The following is an 18,311-nucleotide window of genomic DNA, read 5'->3' on the forward strand; positions in this document are numbered from 1 at the left end:
CCAAGAAACAGATCCACGCTTTTCAAGGTTTGCGCACCGATGAACGCCATGTCCACCACCGCCATTTCTCTTGACGCCCTGCGCGGCAGCGCCGCCGACATCCAGTCCATCCAGATTCCTTATCGGCGTCATGCGGACCAGGATGCCGATGCGCCGGCTCGCCACCCCGTGGTGGTGGTCGGCGCCGGGCCCGTGGGCCTGTCGCTGGCCATCGATCTGGCCCAGCGCGGCCAGCCGGTGGTGGTGCTCGACAACGACTGCAAGCTGTCCACGGGCTCGCGCGCCATCTGCTTTTCCAAGCGCACGCTGGAGATCTGGGACCGCCTGGGCGTGGGCCAGCCCATGGTGGACAAGGGCGTGTCCTGGAATCTGGGCAAGGTGTTTGCCAGGGATCAGTCGCTCTACCAGTTCGACCTGCTGCCCGAAGCCGGCCACGAGCGCCCGGCCTTCATCAATCTGCAGCAGTACTACGCCGAAGCCTATCTGGTCGAGCGCGCCCTGCAGCTGCCGCTGATCGATCTGCGCTGGCACAACAAGGTCACGGCGCTGGCGCCGCGCGACGACGGTGCCCTGGTGACAGTGGAAACGCCCGAGGGCGATTACCGGATCGATGCCCAGTGGGTGCTGGCCTGCGACGGCTCGCGCTCTCCCTTGCGCGGCCTGCTGGGCCAGGAAAGCCATGGCCGCATCTTCCGCGACCGTTTTCTGATTGCCGATGTGAAGATGCATGCGGACTTCCCGACCGAGCGCTGGTTCTGGTTCGATCCGCCGTTCCATCCGGGCCAGAGCGTGCTGCTGCACCGTCAGCCCGACGATGTCTGGCGCATCGACTTCCAGCTGGGCTGGGAAGCCGATCCCGAGGAGGAGAAAAAGCCCGAAAACATCCTGCCGCGCATCCGCGCATTGCTGGGCAAGGACGCGCACTTCGAGCTCGAATGGGCCAGCGTCTACACCTTTGCCTGCCTGCGCATGGACCGCTTCGTCCACGGCCGCGTGGTCTTCGCGGGCGACAGCGCGCATGGCGTCTCTCCCTTCGGCGCACGCGGCGCCAACAGCGGCGTGCAGGATGCCGAGAACCTGGCCTGGAAGCTCGACCGCGTGCTGCGCGGTCAGGCCGATGCTGCGCTGATCGCGAGCTACGGCGCCGAGCGCGAATACGCGGCCGACGAGAATATCCGCAACTCCACGCGCGCCACCGACTTCATCACGCCCAAGAGCGAGATCAGTCGCCTGTTTCGCGATGCGGCGCTGGAGCTGGCGCGCGAGCATGAGTTTGCGCGTCGCATCGTCAACAGCGGTCGTCTGTCGGTGCCGGCCACGCTGCATCATTCCTCGCTCAACACGCCGGACAGCGAGGTCTTCGCAGGCTCGCAACTGCCCGGCGCCGTGCTCAGCGATGCGCCCATGCGCCGTCCCGGCAACAGCCAGACCACCTGGCTGCTGCGCGCCCTGGGCCCGGACTTCACGCTGCTGCATTTCGGCCCCACGCCGGCTTGGGCGCGCGAGCTGACCGGTGTGCTCAATCTCTCCATTGCCGCCGAGGGCGATGCCGGGGCCGCGCAAGCCGATCTGCTGGATGCCCAGGGTCTGGCCGCGCAGCGCCTGGATGCGCGACCGGGCACTAGCTATCTGCTGCGCCCCGATCAGCATGTCTGCGCGCGCTGGCGCCGTCCCGACGAGGCTGCCGTGCGTGCCGCGCTGCAGCGCGCCGGCGGTTGAAATGAAGGCTCCCCCTGAGGCGTCCTCTCTTGCTACGCGGGAGGGGGCATACGGGCAACCGACGACAGCCTCGTTGCGGGGCGGTGCGGTCGGCCCAGGCCCTTGCTTGCTGTCCCTGGTGGAGTGCAACACCCTCAGAAGATTCCCCCTTTTTTAGGAGACTGCCATGCTGCTGTCCACTCACCCGAATCTGCAGGCCTGCGACGATTTCTATGAAGCCCTGATCGCCACGCATCAGGGCCTGGAAACCGCGCAAAGCCACGCCCTCAATGCCCGCCTGGTGCTGCTGCTGGCCAATCACATCGGCCATCAAGAGACCTTGCTGCATGCGCTCGAACTGGCCCGCGCCAGCGCAGGATTCGCTCCTGCCGGTGCGGACCCGGCCGAGCGCGGTGCCGTGACACCGGTTGCCCCGGTACACGCTGCCGCTTGAGATGCAGCAAGCCGCCGGCCTGGCGGCAGCTGCGCCATCCCCTAAAGGCCCCGTCACCAAAATCTATTCAAGGGGCCATGAATCAAGGAGACAAGGATGATGCAACGTAAACAGTTTCTGGCCGCACTGGCCTGCTCGACGCTGGCATGGGCTGCAGGGCCGGCCGCCATGGCGCAGGAAAAGCCCCTGGAATGGGTCATAGGCTACGCCGCAGGCGGGGGCTCCGACGTGGTGGCCCGCGTGATTGCCGAAGCCATGGGCCGCAATCTGGAGCGCCCCATCGTCATCAACAACAAGCCCGGTGCGGGAACCAATATCGCGGCCGAGTACAGCGCGCGCTCGCATGACTACGGCAACCTGATGTTCACGGCCGACTTCGCCACGCTGGCTGCCAATCCGTTTCTGTTCCGCAAGCTCAACTACAACGCCGAAAAGGACTTCAAGCCCGTAGGCATGCTGGTGCGCTTTCCCATGTTGCTGGTGGTCAACAACGATGTGCCGGTCAGCAATCTGAGCGAGTTTGTCGCCTGGGCCAAGCAGCAGAAGACCGGCGTGAGCTGGGGCTCGGCCGGCCTGGGCAGCCCTCATCATCTGGTTGGCGAGCTGTTCCGCGAAGAAGCAGGTCTGGGCAATATGACCCATGTTCCTTATCGCGGTGCTGCGCCCGCAGTGCAGGATGTGATCGGCGGCCAGATACCTGCCATGTGGGCCGATAGCGCCACCATCATTCCCTTCCTCGGCGAGAAAAAGCTCAAGGCCATAGGCGTGGCCAGCCCGGCCCGCATCGATGTGCTGCCCAAGGTCGCCACCTTGCAGGAGCAGGGCCTCAAGGGCTTCGAAGGCTATGCCTGGCAGGGCATCGTCGTGCCCAAGGGCAGCTCGGCCGAGGTGGTCAAGAAGTTCAGCCAGTCGCTGCAGTTTGCGCTGGCCGACACGCGCACCAAGGCCCGTTTGGCAGCCATGGGGGTCGAGCCCATGCCCGGCAGCTCCGAGCAGATGGAGAAATTCGTCAGCAACGAACGCAGCAAATGGGGGCGTGTGATCACGGCCAACAACATCAAGCTCGATTGAGAGCCGGACTCAGTGGGCCGCAGCCTGGGTGACGGACAGGCCCGGGCGCTGCGGGATATGCGTTTTTGCAGATGCAGCGCCGTGCCAGCCGTGGCAGACTCCGGGCCATGTCCGAGCCCACTCTTCTCGTTGCCGACGATCACCCGCTGTTTCGCGCAGCGTTGATCCAGGTGCTGCACGACCGCTTTCCGCAATTTCGCATTGTGGAGGCGGCCAGCGCCCAGACCTTGGGCGCAGCGATGCAGGAGAATCCTGAAATCGAGCTGGTGCTGCTGGACCTGGCCATGCCCGGCGCGCGCGGCTTCTCGTCCCTGCTGCATCTGCGCGGCGAATATGCGCAGGTTCCGGTGATCATCATCTCGTCCAATGACGACCCTCGCATCATCCGTCGCGCCCAGCAGTTCGGGGCGGCAGGCTTTATCTCCAAGTCTGCGGCTGCAGACGATATGAGTGCCGCCATTGACGATGTGCTGAGCGGGGATATCAGCTTTCCCTCCATGGTGGCCGAGCGCTCGGAGGCCGATGCGGCCCTGGCTGCTCGTCTGGCCCAGCTCACGCCCCAGCAGTTTCGCGTGCTGCTGTGCATTGCCGACGGGCTGCTCAACAAGCAGATCGCGCACGAACTGGGCCTGGCCGAGAACACCGTCAAGGTCCATGTGACGGCGATTCTCAAGAAGCTCGAATGCTATTCACGCACCCAGGCGGCAGTGCTGGTCAAGAGCCTGGAAAACGATCACGAGGTTTGATTGCCCTGGTGCCTCAAGAGTCATCTGTCTTGATAGCTTGCTGCGCTTTGTTGGCTATGGATTGAGGCCTTTCTGACCTCGTTTCTGTGCAGCTTGCCGCTGCAAACTGTCGTCGCAGTTCGATGGCTACAAGTGCGCGAAAAACTCCGGCGTCGCATCCCAGCGATCGTGCATGCCATCGACATACGTGACGGGAATTCGCGAAAGCTCCTCCTCCGACAGCTCTTCCAGGCAACCGATATTGATGCCGTACATCTGGCCTATCGGCGTGTCGTGGCCCACGCCAAAGACGCGGATGCCGCAGCGCCTGCAGAAGAAATGCTGGTTCTTTTGCGAGCCAAACACATAGAGGGTGAGTTCCTTCTCACCCGTAATAAGGCGGAAATTTTCGGGGCTGGCGATGGCGGGCCAGAACCGGCTGCGCCTGCAGATGGAGCAGTTGCAGCGATAGCTGGGCTGGCTCAGGTCCAGGCCGACTTCAATCTGAACCCGGCTGCAATGGCAGCTGGCACGATAGGATTTCAGCATCTGGCGACCCCCTGTGTTGAGACGGGCTGTCATCGGGATGTCAGCCTTGATCGAAGCTTAGATAGTTCAGATGCTCCTGGCTACGCCAGACCGCACACCATGCGTTGATATCGCTGCCGTGGGAGAAAAAGATCTCCCAGCAATGATCGACCTCGTCCTGAAAAACCTGTCTCGCCGCATTGATGAAGCGATGACAATGGGCTTGGAGCGGGCCTTCGGCATCTTGCGCATCGATCAACCAGAGGAAATCCTCTTGCCAGTCGGCGTCGCACGATACTTCATGCAGGGATTTCAGACGCAGCCTGCTGACCACATCGGGCCAATGAGCGAGATCGATCCGGCAGCGCACAGCCAGGCGGTCGTCAATGCCGCAGTCTCCGGCATAAAAGCCCAGCGCATAGTGCAAGTCTTCCTCTGCAGGCGCAAAGCCGATCAGATTGGCAATGAGTGACACGGGCTTTTCCACGCACATGTCTTTGCTGCTGTGTCGATGAGCCAGGCTGTCGTAGTCGCGCATGTTTTCTGCAACCGTCTAGGGAAGAGCAGGCATGCAGAGGTGTGTCTCCTCATGCAGCATGGGTTCGTCCTCCCAGGGAGGACAGAACGGCAGGAGCGATCAGCCTGTGCATGGGTTTGACGGGCAGCATGTAGAGGCGGCCCAGTGCGTTCTTGACATGCACGACGGTGGTGACGGTGATGACGGTGTCCAGGGAGCTGATGTCGCTTTTGCGGTGAATGCTGAGCACGACCTTCAGATGCTTGTCGTCGTCGCCGATCAGGGCTTCATCAAAGGTGTTTCCGAACACCGTGAAGATGCCGACCCTATCGCCGGGGCCGTAGCTGGCTGCTGGTTTTCCGGGCTTCAGGGCCGACAAGCTGCCCAGGTTCTTGAGCCCCACCAGACCGCCGACCAGATTGCGCGCACGCATGCAGATTTCAATCCAGCGCGGCGTTTTCCGCGCGGCAAGAATGAAGTGCTCCAGTGCAGACAGACCTGTGGCGTCCGAGACGATGCTCCAGGAGTCGTGAAAGCTGGCCCCAGCCAATCGCTGTGCGATGCGGCTGCCGGGCGGAACGGCGGATTCAACGGGATGATGGTGCATGCTGTCTCTGTCAGGGTTGAACGGCCCGCGTGCCTGAAAGCCGCAGAGGCTGATGCAGCATATCGAAGAATCCGCCACTCGGCTTGTACAGTCATGGCGTGCAGATTGCTTTTGCTCCTGAATTCATAGCTATAGCGCAATGCACTGGAAGCGCCGCAGCTGGAAGTGACTTTGGCTTTCAGGCGCTCCCGCCTTCTCGTCCGCGCAAAAAGGTCTGGCTCATCAGCGCCCGCAGCGCCGGCGGCCTGACCGGCTTGGCCAGAAAGCCCCAACCGCGTTCGGCAGCCTGGCGGCGCAGGGTGCTATCGCCTTCAGCGGTCAGCAGGATGACCGGAGGCTGCTGCCCCCAGCGCTCGCAGAGCTGGGCATAGATATCGGGGCCGTAGAGCTGGCCCAGATGCACATCGAGCAGCACCAGTTGCGGGGCATTGCCGGGCGCTGCATAGGCCAGGGCTTCGGGGGCGTTGGCGGCCAGCGGCACATCGCAGCCCCAGCGCTCGAGCAGGGCGCAGGTGGCGTCGCGGGTGGCGGGATCGTCCTCCACATACCAGACTGTGCCGCCCTGCAGCGGACTGTCCACGCGGGCGCTGGGAGAAGGCTGCTGCGATACCGGCGTCAATGCAGCGGCCTGGCCCAGTGGAACCTTGACCCAGAAGACGCTGCCCTTGCCCAGGGTGGAGCGCAGGCCGATCTCATGGTCCAGCAATCTGCCCAGGCGTTCCACGATGGCCAGGCCCAGGCCGGTGCCGCGGTCGTCGGCATGGCCTTCGTCGAGGCGGCGGAACTCTTCGAAGATTTCCTTTTGCAGGCTTTGGGGGATGCCAGGACCCTGGTCATGCACCTCGATGCGCACCTGGTCGCCCTGGCGGCGACAGCCCACGACGATACGGCCCTTGCGCGTATAGCGGATGGCGTTGGAGACAAAGTTCTGCAGTATGCGACGCAGCAGGGCTTCGTCGCTGCGCACGATCAGCCGGCTGGGCATGCAGTGCAGGCTCAGGCCTTCGTTCTCGGCCTGCAGCGCAAAATTGTTGTGGACCACTTCCAGCAAGGAGCTGAGCGCGAAGTCACGCACGCGGACTTCGAGCTGGCCCGATTCCATGCGCGAGATGTCGAGCAGGCTGGTGAGGATGGCGTCCTGAGAGGCCAGTGCCTTGTCCACCCGCTGGGCCAGTTGGCGGCCGGCCTCATCGTGCAGATAGGTGGGCAGCAGGCTGGTGAAAATGCGCGCTGCATTCAGCGGCTGCAGCAGGTCATGCACGGCCGAGGCGACAAAGCGGGTCTTGTAGCGGTTGGCGCGCTCGGCCTCCTGCTTGGCCTGGGCCAGGTCCCGGGTGCGGTCGGCAATGCGCTTTTCCAGCGTATCGGCGAGATTGCGCAGCTCGCGCGCCGTGTTCTTGTAGCTGGTGATGTCGGCATAGCTGGTGACAAAGCCGCCATCGGGCAGGGGGTTGCCGCGAATCTCCAGCACCGTGCCGTCGCCCTTGGCGCTTTCGTGCAAATGGGGGCTGCCGCTGCGCAGATGCTGGAGCCGACGCTGGATCGCAGGCTCCACATCGCCCTTGCCCAGCAGGCCGCGCCTGGCGTTGTGACGTATCAGAGCCTCGATGGGCTGGCCCACATGCATGAGCTCGGGCGGGTAGCGGAACAGCTCCACATAGCGCGAGTTCCAGGCCACCAGCCGTAGCTGCGGGTCCACCACCACCACGCCTTGCGGCAGATGCTGCAGGCTGCGCGAGAGTCCGGTGTCGGCCTGCTTGGCGGCCTGGACAATGCCGTCCTGGGCCGTGCGCAGCTCCTGCGCATGCTGGTGCAGCACGGTCTCCAGCTCCTTGCGACTGCGCTGGCGCAGGGCCGCCAGGCGCTGGCGCTGGCGTATGTAGAGCACCAGCAGCGAGGCGGCCAGCCATAGGCCGCCGGCGGCCACTGCTGCCCAGTGACTGGCCGTCTGGCTGTGGACGATGTCGTGCAGCAGATGCAGCTGCCATTGGCTTTCGGGGAGTTCCATGCGCAGCCAGAGCATGGGGTCGATCAGCGGAGGCTGGCTGAAATGGGCCAGCATGCCGATGCCCGCAGGCTGCCGGCTGGTGCGGTAGCCGAGCGGAATCAGGGCCTGGCCCGCGTATTGATGGGTGTCTCGCACCTCCTGCTGGTCGTTGCTGGACAGCGGCTCCAGCAGGCGGTAGCGCCATTCGTCGCGGTTGGAGAGAAAGACCACGCCATGCTCGTCCGAGGCGAAGACGATGTCGGGCGACTGGCTCCACTCGCCTTCGAGCTCCTGAAACAGGATCTTGATGGCGATGAGCCCAAGCACCGAGCCGTCATCATCATGAATGGCCTGGGAGAGAAAGTAGCCGGGCAGTCCCGTGGTCATGCCTATGCCGTAGAAGCGGCCACTGCCCTGGCTCAGCGCCTGGGTCACATAGGGGCGAAAGCTGTAGTCCTCGCCCACATTGCTGTGCGAGTCGCGCCAGTTGCTGGCGGCCAGGGCCTTGCCGCTTTTGTCGATGAGGGTCAGCGTGGAAGCTCGGCTGGCGCCGTTGGCCTGCTCCAGCTTGTGGTTGAGCCTGTCCACCTCGGTGGCGCTGAGCGGGTGGCTGAGCGCGCTCTTGAGTTCGGCATCGAGCGCCAGCACCTCGGGCAGGGTGCGGTAGCGGTCCACACGCTGCACCATGGCCTGGGCATAGAGCGTGAGCTGGCGCTGCACGCTTTCGCTTTCATCGTGCAAAGAGGTTTGCAGCGCGACGCGACTGGCGGCCCACATGCTCAGCAGCATGCCGCTGAGCACGATGACAAGGGTCAGAAACAGTCGGTTTCGGGCAAGGTTTCGCGCAAGACGCATGACGAGAGTGGGTGATCAAGGAGTCCAGTGTGGCTCTGGAGCAGGTTCAGTGCGGATTTCGAGGCCTAGGGATTTCCCTAAGTTGGTGCATGCTCTCCAAGGGAGCGCGTACGGACCTAATACCAATGGGTTATCGGCACAAAAAGGGCGCGGGAGTACAAACGGCAGCAATTCGGCGCACCACGGTGGTGCGCCCGCAATTTTGGAGATGCAGCGTGCACACTCTGCCCACAGAATCTGCTCCGCGCGAGCACTTGCCGTTCTACCGTCAGCTCTACTTCCAGGTGGTGTTCGCCATCATCGTGGGCGTGCTGCTGGGGCATTTCGAGCCCGCCTATGGCGAGGCCATGAAGCCCTTTGGCGATGCCTTCATCAAGCTCATCAAGATGATCATCGCACCGGTGATCTTCCTGACCATCGTCACCGGCATTGCCAGCATGACGCACCTGAGCGCCGTGGGCCGTGTGTTCGGCAAGGCCATGGCGTATTTCCTGACCTTCTCCACGCTGGCGCTGGTCGTGGGCCTGATCGTGGCCAATGTCATGCAACCCGGTGCCGGCATGCATATCAACCCTGCCGATCTGGACCAGACGGCCGTCAAGGGCTATGTGGCCAAGTCGCACGAGATGACGCTGACCGGCTTCGTGATGGACATCATCCCCAAGACGCTGATCAGTCCGTTCGTGGGCGACAACATCTTGCAGGTGCTGCTGGTGGCCGTGCTGTTCGGTGTGTCCCTGGCCATGGTCGGCGAGGCCGGCAAGCCCGTGCTGAACTTCTTTGAAGCCCTGACCAAGCCCGTGTTCAAGCTGGTCAACATCGTGATGAAGTTCGCTCCCATCGGTGCCTTTGGCGCCATGGCCTTCACCATCGGCAAGTTCGGCCTGGGCTCGCTGGTCAACCTGGCCGAGCTGGTGCTGACCTTCTACATCACCTCGGCCCTGTTCGTGCTGGTGATTTTGGGTGCCGTGGCGCGCTTTTGCGGCTTCTCCGTGCTCAAGCTGATCAAGTACCTCAAGGACGAGCTGCTGCTGGTGCTGGGCACATCGTCTTCCGAGTCGGCCCTGCCTTCGCTGATGCACAAGATGGAAAAAGCCGGCTGCAGCAAGTCCGTCGTCGGTCTGGTCGTGCCTACCGGCTACTCCTTCAACCTGGACGGCACCAATATCTATATGACGCTGGCTGCGCTGTTCATTGCCCAGGCCACCGATACCCATCTGACCCTGGGCCACCAGATCGCGCTGCTGCTGGTTGCCATGCTGTCGTCCAAGGGCGCGGCGGGCGTGACGGGGGCTGGCTTCATCACCCTGGCCGCGACCCTGGCTGTGGTGCCCGAGGTGCCCGTGGCCGGCATGGCACTGATTCTGGGTGTGGACCGCTTCATGTCCGAATGCCGTTCGCTGACCAACTTCATCGGTAACGCCGTCGCCACCGTGGTGGTCTCCAAGTGGGAAAACGCGCTGGACTACGAAAAGCTGGATGCTGCTCTGGCAGGCAAGGAAGAGAACGAGGCGGTGTCCGCTCACGCTTGAGCGCGCACAGGCCTCAATCCAAAAAGCCCCGATCTGATGGTCGGGGCTTTTTTCATGGATTTCAGGCTTTAAGCCCAGCCGGGGAAGGCGCTGATAGCTATTGATTTGATTGCATTCAGGCGGAGTGTGAGGTGGCCGTCAGCAAGTCATGGGCCGCCAGCACGCGCAGGGTGTCGCGTCCCAGGCTCTTGCTGCGGGGCAGAAAGCGCACCCAGCTCAGTTTGTTGACGGTGCGCTCCAGCACCTGCCGGGCCTCGGCGGGAAGCTGCTGCACAAATTGCTGCCAGGTCTCCCGGGCCTGCTCCAGCGCACCAGCCTGCTGCAGAAACAGCGCTGTGGACTGGGCGTAGTTGAGCGCATCGCGCGCCATGCAGACGGCTTGCGGTAAATGGGCTGCAGGATCGTCTTCAAAGTCGATGAAGCCTATGACCCCGTCGGCGCAGACCACCATATTGCGCGCCACGGCCTGACTCAGCACCTCGCCGCGGGCATGAGCCTGCTGTATGGCCTCCAGGCCTTTTTGCCAGAGCTCCAGCGTGGGCTGCGCGCCCCGGGCAATCGCATCTTCGATGGCATTGCTCAGCGATGGAGCTTCTTCGCCCGGGCGGCCCAGATGACGCATCACAAAGGCCTGGTCGTCCGTGGCCAGCACCTGCGGAACGCGCAGCCCCTTGGCCTTGAAACTGCGCAGGCGGCGCACCTCGGTTTGCAGGGACTCGGTCCCTCCGGGGTTGGGCACGGGCTGCAGCACGGCGGCCCTGAACAGCTTGGCCAGCGTGTTCAGCAGCCAGTAGTTGAGGGCCGGGTTGCCTTGGTTGGCGCGCTTGACCCAAAGGGTTTCCTGCGCGAGTTCATAGCGCATGATGCTGTGAGGCTGGTCCAGATGCTCGCGCAGAAATGCCTGGTAATCGATGGCGTTTTGCGCGGAGGGCATCTGCTCTTGGGCGGAAATATCCTGAGATGGCACGGCGTGGGGTCTGTCGGGCGCGAGGCTCTGGCTTCTCAGGTCCAGATACCGTTGCGCTGGGGAAAAGCTTGCGATTGTGCCGTGTTGTCGGCGCCGCCCGCAGCTGATGGGCGCAACACAGGCTCGTGCAGGGGCTGAAAGCTCTGTGCCGTGGCCAGCGGCCAGTAGTTCTGGAAGACCTTGTGCTGGCGCTCCAGGTTCTTGAGCAGGCAGCCTGGCTCCACGCGCAGTATCAGGTTGGACAGCAGGCTGACCTGGGTGTCGTCCAGCCGGCGCACGATATGGTGGGCCGTGATCTCGTTGGGATGCCTGAGGCCGGCGGCCTGAACCAGCTCCTGCAGCGCATGCAGGGTGTTGCGGTGGAAGTTGGCGACGCGCGTGGCCTTGTCGGGCACGACCAGCGCCTGCTGGCGCACAGTGTCTTGCGTCGTGACGCCCGTGGGGCAGGTGCCGGTGTGGCAGCTCTGGGCCTGAATGCAGCCCAGCGCCATCATGAAGCCACGCCCCGAATTGCACCAGTCGGCACCCAGGGCCATCATGCGGGCAATGTCAAAGGCCGTGATGACCTTGCCTGCCGCACCGATCTTGATGCGCTGGCGCAGGTTCACGCCCAGCAGGGTGTTGTGCACCAGCAGCAGGCCTTCCTGCAGCGGCACGCCCACATGGTCGACAAACTCCACAGGCGCTGCGCCCGTGCCGCCTTCGGCACCGTCGACGACAATGAAGTCGGGCGTGATATTGGTTTCCAGCATGGCCTTGACCATGGCAAACCATTCCCAGGGGTGACCGACGCAGAACTTGAAGCCCGTGGGCTTGCCGCCGGAAAGACGGCGCAGCCTGGCGATGAACTGCATCAGCTCCACAGGGGTGGAGAAAGCGCTGTGGCTGGAGGGCGAAATACAGTCCACGCCAACCGGTATGCCACGTGCTGCTGCGATTTCGGGAGTGACCTTGGCTCCGGGAAGCATGCCGCCATGGCCGGGTTTGGCGCCCTGGCTGAGCTTGATCTCTATCATCTTGACCTGCGGATCGGTGGCGTTGGCGATGAATCTTTCTTCGCTGAACGTGCCGTCCGCATTGCGGCAGCCGAAATAGCCCGAAGCCACTTCCCAGATCAGATCGCCGCCATGCATGCGGTGGTACTGGCTGATCGAGCCTTCGCCCGTATCGTGGATGAAGCCGCCCATCTTCGCGCCCTGGTTCAGCGCCTGGATGGCGTTGCCCGACAGCGCGCCAAAGCTCATGGCCGAGATATTGAAGACGCTGGCGTGATAGGGGCGGGTGCAGGGATCCACCCCTTCGGCCGGTTGCTCCTGCGTGCCGCCAATCCAGAGGCGGAAGTCATGCGAACTGAGCTTGGTGGGTTGCAGGGAGTGGTTGACCCACTCATAGCCCTGCTGACTCACGTCGAGCTGGGTGCCGAACGGTCGGTTGTCGACCTGGCCCTTGGCACGTTGATAGACCAGCGAGCGCTGGGCACGCGAGAACGGCTGGGCCTCGGTATCGCCTTCGATGAAGTACTGGCGAATCTCGGGGCGTATGAATTCGAAGATGAAGCGCATATGCCCCATGACGGGATAGTTGCGCAGTATGGCGTGCTGCTTTTGCAGCAGATCCCAGATGCCGAGAAGCACCAGCAGCAAAGACGCAATCAACCACCCAAGCCCCTTGCCTGCCGTGGTCAGCGTGTAGAGCGAAATGCCCAGCACGAGCGCGGAAATGAAGAGGGCGCCATAGCGCAGGGGCAGACTATTGAAGAAGCGATGCACTGCAGATACTCCCATGGCAGGGTGTGTTGATGGCGGCCCGCTAAAATTCAGCCTGTACGGGGGCATCCATCCTGGATGCTTTGTCCCCTTGATCCATCGCCCGGCCCTGCACTTCGATAGTGATGAAATGGTTCGGGCCATCATAAAAGCCTTTCCCTATGCAAGAACAAGCACCTAACTCCGCCGCAGAAGACGCGGCTCTCGCCGATATGCCCGAGGGCGCGCTGAGCAATGATCAGCTCGAAGAGCTGGACGCGCTGCTCGACGAGCTGCGCACCCGCGGCGACGAAATTCCCCAGTGGGAATTCTGTGACGGTTTCCTGACCGCTCTGGTCTGCACACGCCGTCCCATTGCCGCTGCCGAATACATGCCCATGCTGCTGGGCGATGGCGAAGCCCTGCAAGTGGCCGAAGGCCAGCCGCTGCCCAAGCTGGAAGTCTTCAAGGACGAGGCCCAGCAGGCACGTTTCATGGAACTGTTCGAGCTGCGCCTGGCCGAAGTGCGCGAGCAACTGGATGCCGACATCAAGTCCCTGGCCGACGACGCAGCCTTCCAGCCCGAAGCGCTGGATACGCGTGGCGCCATCGCCATCCTGCCCGAAGCCGAGCAGGCCGAGCTGGCCGGCGAAGAAGTTCCCTCGTTCTCGCAAGTGTGGGCGCTGGGCTTCATGTTCGTGGTGGAGAACTGGGCCGACGAATGGGCTGCGCCACGCGACAAGGAAGCAGCCCAGTTGCTGGACGCGGCCATGGAGTTCATCGTCAACCTGACCGAGGACGACACGGACGAGCCGGCTCTGAATCTGTACGACGAAGCCGGCCCTGCCTCGACCAGCCAGGAACGTGTGGATGCCTTTGGCGAAGCCATCTGGGCCGTGTATGACCTGTACCGTCTGTGGAAGAGCATGGGCCCACGCCAGGAAACCATCGTCAAGGGCGAGCAGCCCGGCCGTAACGACCCTTGCCCCTGCGGTAGCGGCAAGAAGTTCAAGAAGTGCCACGGAGCCTGACCAGAGCCATCGCCTGAGGCGCTTTGCGCTTTCCCCCAAGGGGCGGCAGCACCGCTGCAGGGCGGTCTTTGCTTGCTGCCACCGAGTTAGGGACAGTGGCGTTGCAAAGGCCTTCTATAAAAGCGTCTCGGTTGCTGGGGTACTCAAAAAGCCGCGCGATATTTGCGCAGGCACTTGCGTGCAGTGTGAGTTAGTGGGATAGATGACGCATTTAGGTGAACGCATACGCGCCCGGCGACAGGCGCTGGGTTTGAGCCAGGGACGCCTGGCGCAGATGGCGGATGTCACTGCATCGGCCATCTCGCAGATCGAGTCGGGAGCCATTCGCACTCTCAAGAATGACACGCTGGCAAGACTGGCCATCGCGCTGCAGACCACGGCGCTGGAATTGATGGCAGGTCTGCATTCCGAGACCGCATCGCTGCCCAGCGATGAGCAGCGCTTGCTCGACTGCTATAGAAAACTGCAGCCACCGCTGCAGGACATTGCTCTCAAACTGATTAAAGCCCTGCAGTGATTTCCGAATCACTTTATTGAGCGATCTTTTTTGTTTCAGAAAGGCCTGCTATCTGCAGGCCTTTTTGTTTTTCATCTGAAATCAAGGGTTAACCCGATTATTGAATGTAGGACGAAATCTATTAATCTGTAGGAAATAAATGAAGATTGCGTAGATTGAACCGGAAGACATATGTGAGGGACGAGTCAAAAAAACTGCAGATGCTTCTCTGTGTCTTGTGAAGTCTTTGTTTTTATTGGGTTTTTTCTGTGGGAGTGCTTGCTTACACATTGATTGAAATTGCCGAGAACTATGTTGCATAGTTGTTGATAGCTATTTCAAATATTTCAAGATGTTTCCGGCTTCGTAAGATTGGTTCCGCGGTGGTCGAAAACAGCCACAGCGATCTATAAACCTGATTGTTGAAGGAGCTAGTCATGAAAGACCAAATCATCAAATTCTGGCGTGATGAAGAAGGTGCAACGGCGATTGAGTATGGCCTGATCGCCGGGTTGATTGCTGTGGGACTTTTAACTGCTGTAACTGATATTGGGAAATACCTGCAGGTGGTTTTTGAAAAAATAGCAACCTCATTGGAAAAAGTCGGTACAAAAGCTCCTGCGTCATAAGCTCAAATAGAAATGGGGTTGAGAGATTATTTGAGATTGCTCTTTTTGCTGTGGCTGTGTGTAGCTGCGGTTTCTGACGCTAGATGGCGAAAGGTAAATAATTGGCTGACCGTTTCAGGTTTTGGATTGGGTATTTTTATACTCTCTCTGATTCCTGAAGCTCAACCTTTTAAAGTTAATCTAACTGATGGGGTTTTTGGTTTTTTCGCTGTATTTTTTATATTTCTTATCTTTTATTTCTTTGGGTTGATGGGGGCTGGGGATGTGAAGTTCGCTGCCGCACTTGGCACATGGGTTGGTTGGGAGCTATTGCTTCCAATATGGGCTTTGAGCTGCGGCTTTGCAGTGATCCATGGTCTAGTAGTTAGAAGTAATTTGAAATACTTATATATCCCTTCCATGATTTTTAGTGAAGGTTATCAAAAAAAGAAAAAAAGATTCATTCCTTATGTTGCCTATCTTTCGTTAGCAACTGTGATTGTTCTGATACTGAATACATAGGAAATGAGAAAAGAGGGGATTATGCAACTCAAAAAGCAGCAAGGTGCAGCCGCAATTGAATTTGCCATTCTCTTTCCCATTTTCTTTCTGATTTTCTACGCCATCATCACCTATGGCCTGATCTTTGCGGCACAGCAGACTCTGACTTTGGCTGCCGCCGAAGGGGCAAGAGCCGCAGTGCGCTATCCAGCACCGTCCTCTGGCAGTTCGGCGACTAAGGAGAAGCAGTTGCTGGATCGTCTTGCTGCGGCCTGCGCTAGTGCGGCTATAGCGACTGATTGGCTTTCACAAATCGGTGCAGGCCTTGGCTCTGCGACCTGTGGCTCAGGTCTCAGCAATGCAGCGGGCTTGTATGCCACCTCTGGTCTGTGTGGTACCGGATCTGCGTCCTTCACAGCTAGCAGCAATACCAGTCAGGTGAACTGCGTGACCATGCAGGTGAATTACAACTACGCCTCTGCTCCGCTGATTCCGAAGCTGTTTGGACCTTTTCTGGGTCTACCCACTCCAAATCTTTTGCAGGGGCAAGCGGTCGCACAAATTAGCTTGATTGACTGAAAACGATAAAGCCTTGCTCTTTGAGGCAAAGTAAGAAGAGGGGAATCTATGGTGAATGTCGCAAAGATCGCGGTCGGGGTTTTGCTGGCAGCGGCATTGGCTCTGGGCGTTTATGGATGGATGCTCGCCAGGGCTCCGCAGGCTCCGGCCCCTCAGGATCAAGCATCCGTCAGCGACAGCAAACCCAATGCCGGCATGAGCGTGGTGGTGGCTGCACAGGCTATTCCAGCGGGTCAGACACTCAAGGCCGAGGATCTGCAGCTCACGCAGTTGCCCGTCAAGCCCGATGGTGCTTTTGGCGAGATTCAGGCTGCTATTGGCTCCGTTCCCGCGGTGGACATTCCCAAGGGTGCGCCTGTACTCCAAGGGCAGATGGTGACGGGCCTTGCCCTCAAGGTTGCAGAAGGTGAGCGTGCCGTCGCCGTCAAGGTAGATGAAAGCATTGGCGCCGGCAATCGCATACGCCCAGGGGACTTTGTCGATGTCTTCTTTGTACTGCGCCGCGATGGCAATGAAATCGACCAGAGCCAGGCGCGCTTGCTGCTCTCGCGCAAGCGTGTGCTGGCCTATGGCGCGGCGTCAGTGGATGCACTGACTACGGCTGAGAAAGCAGAAGGCAAGCAGGCCAATGGCCCCGACAACGCCCGCACTGCAGTGCTTGCAGTACCTGTGGCAGAGGTGAGTCAACTGGCCTTGGGAGGCTCTAACGGTAGCTTGGTACTCGCACTGCGCAATCCGACGGATATGACAGAGCCGGATATGGAAAAGTTTGCGCCGCTGCCCGGTGTGCTGACTGTGGCCATGACCAAAGGAGCTGTTGCAACGCCGCTGGAAGGTGCTGATGCAGCGCAGGCGGGTGTGGCCATGAGCAGCCTGGCAGGGTCTGCAGGCACTTCGGCAGCGCGCATGAATGCGGCCAAGCCCATGACAGCCGGGGTTGCCAAGCCAGCAGTGCCGCGCACACGTACCGCTTCCGCAGACTCTTCCCTGCCCGTTGAATTCGTGCGTGGCGCCAACTCCCAAACCGTGCGGTATTGATCTATGAACAACAAGACTGTTTCAATCGCATCCCGCACCTTTTCGCTGAAGCCGCTGTATCTGCTCTGCGGCCTGTCCTTGAGTGTTGTCACTGTCCCGGCCCTTGCGCAGCAAGTGCCCAATGCGGGCGAAAGCAGAGCACAGCAAGCCACAGCAGCCAGGGAAATCAAGCTGGTCATGGGCGCTCAGCATGAGTTGAACCTGCCCGGCGGAGTGGAGCGCATTGCAATCGGTGACGACACGATTGCGGCGGTGCATATCAAGCGTGCAGGCAAGGGGGCTGCCGCCAAGATTCTGCTGAGCCCGCTCAAGCCCGGCAGTACATCGTTCATGGTCTGGCCGCGCGGTGAAGCGCAGGCGCAGACCTATATGCTCAATGTGCAGCAGCGGGTGGAATTGCGCACGGCCAAGGCCTCCAGCCTGATAGAGCAGCAATTTGCCGGCGAACTGGCGAATGCGCAGTCCGCCGACAAGGTCAAGACCGTCGATCTCTCCAGCGTCCAGCTCAAAAGCAATGTGGTGCAGGTCGATGTCAAGGTGGTCGAGTTCAACAAGACCCAGATGAAGAAGGTGGGTCTCAACCTGTTCAGCACGGCGCCCAACAGCTCGGGTTTCAGCTTTGGCATTTTTGGACGCGGATCCTATGGAACTGGCGGCGGAAGCTCCACCACAGGCACGGTAGCAAACCCTTTGACCCAGGCCTTCAACTTGCTGATGCAGTTCGATAAGGCCGGAATTGGCGTCAATATCGGCATGCTTGAAGGCAACAATTTGGCGCGAGTACTGGCCGCTCCAACGCTGGTGGCTCTGTCGGGTCAGAGTGCCAATTTCTTGTCGGGCGGGGAAGTGCCGGTTCCCGTGCCAGCGGGCACGGGCATGGTGGCCATTCAGTACAAGCCTTACGGCATTGGCTTGACGGTCTCTCCCACGGTGCTGTCCAACGATCGCATCGTGCTCAAGGTGGCGCCTGAGGCCAGCGAGCTGGACTATGCCAACACCATTGTTCTGAATAGCGCGACTGTTCCGTCCATTACCACCCGTCGTGCCGACACGACGGTGGAACTGGGGGATGGCGAGAGTTTTGTGATTGGCGGACTGGTCAGCCGCAACACTGCATCAGGTACCGACAAAGTGCCTTTGCTGGGCGATATCCCTATTCTGGGTGTGCTGTTCAAGCGTCAGGAGTTTCAGCAAAAGGAGAGCGAGCTGGCGATTGTGGTGACTCCGCGCCTCGTCAAGCCGCTGGCTCGCGATGTGAATGTGGAGCCGCTGCTGCCCGGGCGCACCGAGCAGCGTGATCCTGCGGTATGGGGGCCATGGATGGCGGGTGGTCTGTCGTCCAGTGTGGCGCCAGGCTTCTCGCGCTGAGTGT

The 18,311-nt window shown here is 61.0% G+C and carries 18 protein-coding genes; 12 read left to right on the top strand and 6 right to left on the bottom strand.

Translation table 11 applies throughout. The features are described 5' to 3' along the window. Positions 1–48 precede the first annotated feature (48 nt). The 4 genes from ACWGXF_RS17975 to ACWGXF_RS17990 all read left to right on the top strand — a co-directional run bounded on the left by ACWGXF_RS17975 (position 49) and on the right by ACWGXF_RS17990 (position 3,969). Positions 49–1,719, top strand: a complete 1,671-nt coding sequence (locus ACWGXF_RS17975; protein ID WP_039050263.1) for an FAD-dependent oxidoreductase — start codon at positions 49–51, stop codon at positions 1,717–1,719. A gap of 166 nt (positions 1,720–1,885) precedes the next feature. Further along, positions 1,886–2,152: a DUF2783 domain-containing protein gene (locus ACWGXF_RS17980; protein ID WP_003068276.1), complete on the top strand. Its 267-nt coding sequence runs from the start codon at positions 1,886–1,888 to the stop codon at positions 2,150–2,152. A 96-nt stretch (positions 2,153–2,248) separates the two neighbouring features. Continuing rightward, on the top strand, positions 2,249–3,223 hold the full coding sequence (locus tag ACWGXF_RS17985; protein ID WP_193752286.1) for a Bug family tripartite tricarboxylate transporter substrate binding protein: 975 nt from the start codon (positions 2,249–2,251) through the stop codon (positions 3,221–3,223). A gap of 107 nt (positions 3,224–3,330) precedes the next feature. Continuing rightward, complete coding sequence (locus ACWGXF_RS17990; protein ID WP_003068280.1) at positions 3,331–3,969, top strand: response regulator; 639 nt, start codon at positions 3,331–3,333, stop codon at positions 3,967–3,969. Positions 3,970–4,095: 126 nt separating this feature from the next. Here ACWGXF_RS17990 and ACWGXF_RS17995 read toward each other — a convergent pair whose 3' ends face one another. From ACWGXF_RS17995 to ACWGXF_RS18010, 4 genes are all read right to left on the bottom strand, one after another. Continuing rightward, on the bottom strand, positions 4,096–4,497 hold the full coding sequence (locus ACWGXF_RS17995; protein WP_256629004.1) for a GFA family protein: 402 nt from the start codon (positions 4,495–4,497) through the stop codon (positions 4,096–4,098). A 40-nt stretch (positions 4,498–4,537) separates the two neighbouring features. Further along, positions 4,538–5,014, bottom strand: a complete 477-nt coding sequence (locus tag ACWGXF_RS18000; RefSeq protein WP_256629002.1) for a hypothetical protein — start codon at positions 5,012–5,014, stop codon at positions 4,538–4,540. A 49-nt stretch (positions 5,015–5,063) separates the two neighbouring features. Continuing rightward, positions 5,064–5,600: a DUF2867 domain-containing protein gene (locus ACWGXF_RS18005; RefSeq protein WP_256629001.1), complete on the bottom strand. Its 537-nt coding sequence runs from the start codon at positions 5,598–5,600 to the stop codon at positions 5,064–5,066. A 178-nt stretch (positions 5,601–5,778) separates the two neighbouring features. Beyond that, on the bottom strand, positions 5,779–8,442 hold the full coding sequence (locus ACWGXF_RS18010) for a hybrid sensor histidine kinase/response regulator (protein WP_256628999.1): 2,664 nt from the start codon (positions 8,440–8,442) through the stop codon (positions 5,779–5,781). 215 nt (positions 8,443–8,657) lie between these two features. Between ACWGXF_RS18010 and ACWGXF_RS18015 the strand changes: the two genes are divergently transcribed. Continuing rightward, entirely contained in the window at positions 8,658–9,974 is a 1,317-nt protein-coding gene (locus ACWGXF_RS18015; protein WP_012840138.1) for a dicarboxylate/amino acid:cation symporter, read from the top strand. A 115-nt stretch (positions 9,975–10,089) separates the two neighbouring features. On the opposite strand, the gene ACWGXF_RS18020 is transcribed toward ACWGXF_RS18015, so the two are convergent. Continuing rightward, positions 10,090–10,908, bottom strand: coding sequence for an RIO1 family regulatory kinase/ATPase domain-containing protein (locus tag ACWGXF_RS18020; protein ID WP_087865412.1), 819 nt, complete (start codon positions 10,906–10,908; stop codon positions 10,090–10,092). A 68-nt stretch (positions 10,909–10,976) separates the two neighbouring features. After that, entirely contained in the window at positions 10,977–12,725 is a 1,749-nt protein-coding gene (locus ACWGXF_RS18025; RefSeq protein ID WP_039050196.1) for an FMN-binding glutamate synthase family protein, read from the bottom strand. A 194-nt stretch (positions 12,726–12,919) separates the two neighbouring features. On the opposite strand from ACWGXF_RS18025, the gene ACWGXF_RS18030 reads away from it, so the two are divergent. The 7 genes from ACWGXF_RS18030 to ACWGXF_RS18060 all read left to right on the top strand — a co-directional run bounded on the left by ACWGXF_RS18030 (position 12,920) and on the right by ACWGXF_RS18060 (position 18,307). Further along, on the top strand, positions 12,920–13,717 hold the full coding sequence (locus ACWGXF_RS18030) for a YecA/YgfB family protein (protein WP_003076152.1): 798 nt from the start codon (positions 12,920–12,922) through the stop codon (positions 13,715–13,717). 202 nt (positions 13,718–13,919) lie between these two features. After that, positions 13,920–14,234, top strand: a complete 315-nt coding sequence (locus ACWGXF_RS18035) for a helix-turn-helix domain-containing protein (RefSeq protein WP_034373920.1) — start codon at positions 13,920–13,922, stop codon at positions 14,232–14,234. A gap of 416 nt (positions 14,235–14,650) precedes the next feature. Next, positions 14,651–14,842, top strand: a complete 192-nt coding sequence (locus ACWGXF_RS18040; protein ID WP_054073696.1) for a Flp family type IVb pilin — start codon at positions 14,651–14,653, stop codon at positions 14,840–14,842. A 12-nt stretch (positions 14,843–14,854) separates the two neighbouring features. Next, entirely contained in the window at positions 14,855–15,343 is a 489-nt protein-coding gene (locus ACWGXF_RS18045; protein WP_081007644.1) for an A24 family peptidase, read from the top strand. A gap of 21 nt (positions 15,344–15,364) precedes the next feature. Next, the gene (locus ACWGXF_RS18050) at positions 15,365–15,901 is read left to right on the top strand and encodes a TadE/TadG family type IV pilus assembly protein (protein WP_054073721.1); all 537 of its coding nucleotides are present in this window, start codon (positions 15,365–15,367) and stop codon (positions 15,899–15,901) included. Between the two features lie 48 nt (positions 15,902–15,949). After that, positions 15,950–16,939 carry a Flp pilus assembly protein CpaB gene (gene cpaB / locus ACWGXF_RS18055; protein ID WP_256628994.1) on the top strand — a complete coding sequence of 330 codons (990 nt, stop codon included), beginning with the start codon at positions 15,950–15,952 and terminating at the stop codon, positions 16,937–16,939. Between the two features lie 3 nt (positions 16,940–16,942). Then, the gene (locus ACWGXF_RS18060) at positions 16,943–18,307 is read left to right on the top strand and encodes a type II and III secretion system protein family protein (protein ID WP_256628992.1); all 1,365 of its coding nucleotides are present in this window, start codon (positions 16,943–16,945) and stop codon (positions 18,305–18,307) included. Positions 18,308–18,311: the final 4 nt, after the last annotated feature.

The organism is Comamonas sp. HJ-2, assembly GCF_053615495.1.

What these genes read in the sequence shown, in the direction of transcription:
- ACWGXF_RS17975 (WP_039050263.1), top strand. Translation starts at nt 49, where the DNA reads ATGTCCACCACCGCCATTTCTCTTGACGCCCTGCGCGGCAGCGCCGCC.
- ACWGXF_RS17980 (WP_003068276.1), top strand. Translation starts at nt 1,886, where the DNA reads ATGCTGCTGTCCACTCACCCGAATCTGCAGGCCTGCGACGATTTCTAT.
- ACWGXF_RS17985 (WP_193752286.1), top strand. Translation starts at nt 2,249, where the DNA reads ATGATGCAACGTAAACAGTTTCTGGCCGCACTGGCCTGCTCGACGCTG.
- ACWGXF_RS17990 (WP_003068280.1), top strand. Translation starts at nt 3,331, where the DNA reads ATGTCCGAGCCCACTCTTCTCGTTGCCGACGATCACCCGCTGTTTCGC.
- ACWGXF_RS17995 (WP_256629004.1), bottom strand. Translation starts at nt 4,497, where the DNA reads ATGCTGAAATCCTATCGTGCCAGCTGCCATTGCAGCCGGGTTCAGATT.
- ACWGXF_RS18000 (WP_256629002.1), bottom strand. Translation starts at nt 5,014, where the DNA reads ATGCGCGACTACGACAGCCTGGCTCATCGACACAGCAGCAAAGACATG.
- ACWGXF_RS18005 (WP_256629001.1), bottom strand. Translation starts at nt 5,600, where the DNA reads ATGCACCATCATCCCGTTGAATCCGCCGTTCCGCCCGGCAGCCGCATC.
- ACWGXF_RS18010 (WP_256628999.1), bottom strand. Translation starts at nt 8,442, where the DNA reads ATGCGTCTTGCGCGAAACCTTGCCCGAAACCGACTGTTTCTGACCCTT.
- ACWGXF_RS18020 (WP_087865412.1), bottom strand. Translation starts at nt 10,908, where the DNA reads ATGCCCTCCGCGCAAAACGCCATCGATTACCAGGCATTTCTGCGCGAG.
- ACWGXF_RS18025 (WP_039050196.1), bottom strand. Translation starts at nt 12,725, where the DNA reads ATGGGAGTATCTGCAGTGCATCGCTTCTTCAATAGTCTGCCCCTGCGC.
- ACWGXF_RS18030 (WP_003076152.1), top strand. Translation starts at nt 12,920, where the DNA reads ATGCCCGAGGGCGCGCTGAGCAATGATCAGCTCGAAGAGCTGGACGCG.
- ACWGXF_RS18035 (WP_034373920.1), top strand. Translation starts at nt 13,920, where the DNA reads ATGACGCATTTAGGTGAACGCATACGCGCCCGGCGACAGGCGCTGGGT.
- ACWGXF_RS18040 (WP_054073696.1), top strand. Translation starts at nt 14,651, where the DNA reads ATGAAAGACCAAATCATCAAATTCTGGCGTGATGAAGAAGGTGCAACG.
- ACWGXF_RS18045 (WP_081007644.1), top strand. Translation starts at nt 14,855, where the DNA reads ATGGGGTTGAGAGATTATTTGAGATTGCTCTTTTTGCTGTGGCTGTGT.
- ACWGXF_RS18050 (WP_054073721.1), top strand. Translation starts at nt 15,365, where the DNA reads ATGCAACTCAAAAAGCAGCAAGGTGCAGCCGCAATTGAATTTGCCATT.
- cpaB (WP_256628994.1), top strand. Translation starts at nt 15,950, where the DNA reads ATGGTGAATGTCGCAAAGATCGCGGTCGGGGTTTTGCTGGCAGCGGCA.
- ACWGXF_RS18060 (WP_256628992.1), top strand. Translation starts at nt 16,943, where the DNA reads ATGAACAACAAGACTGTTTCAATCGCATCCCGCACCTTTTCGCTGAAG.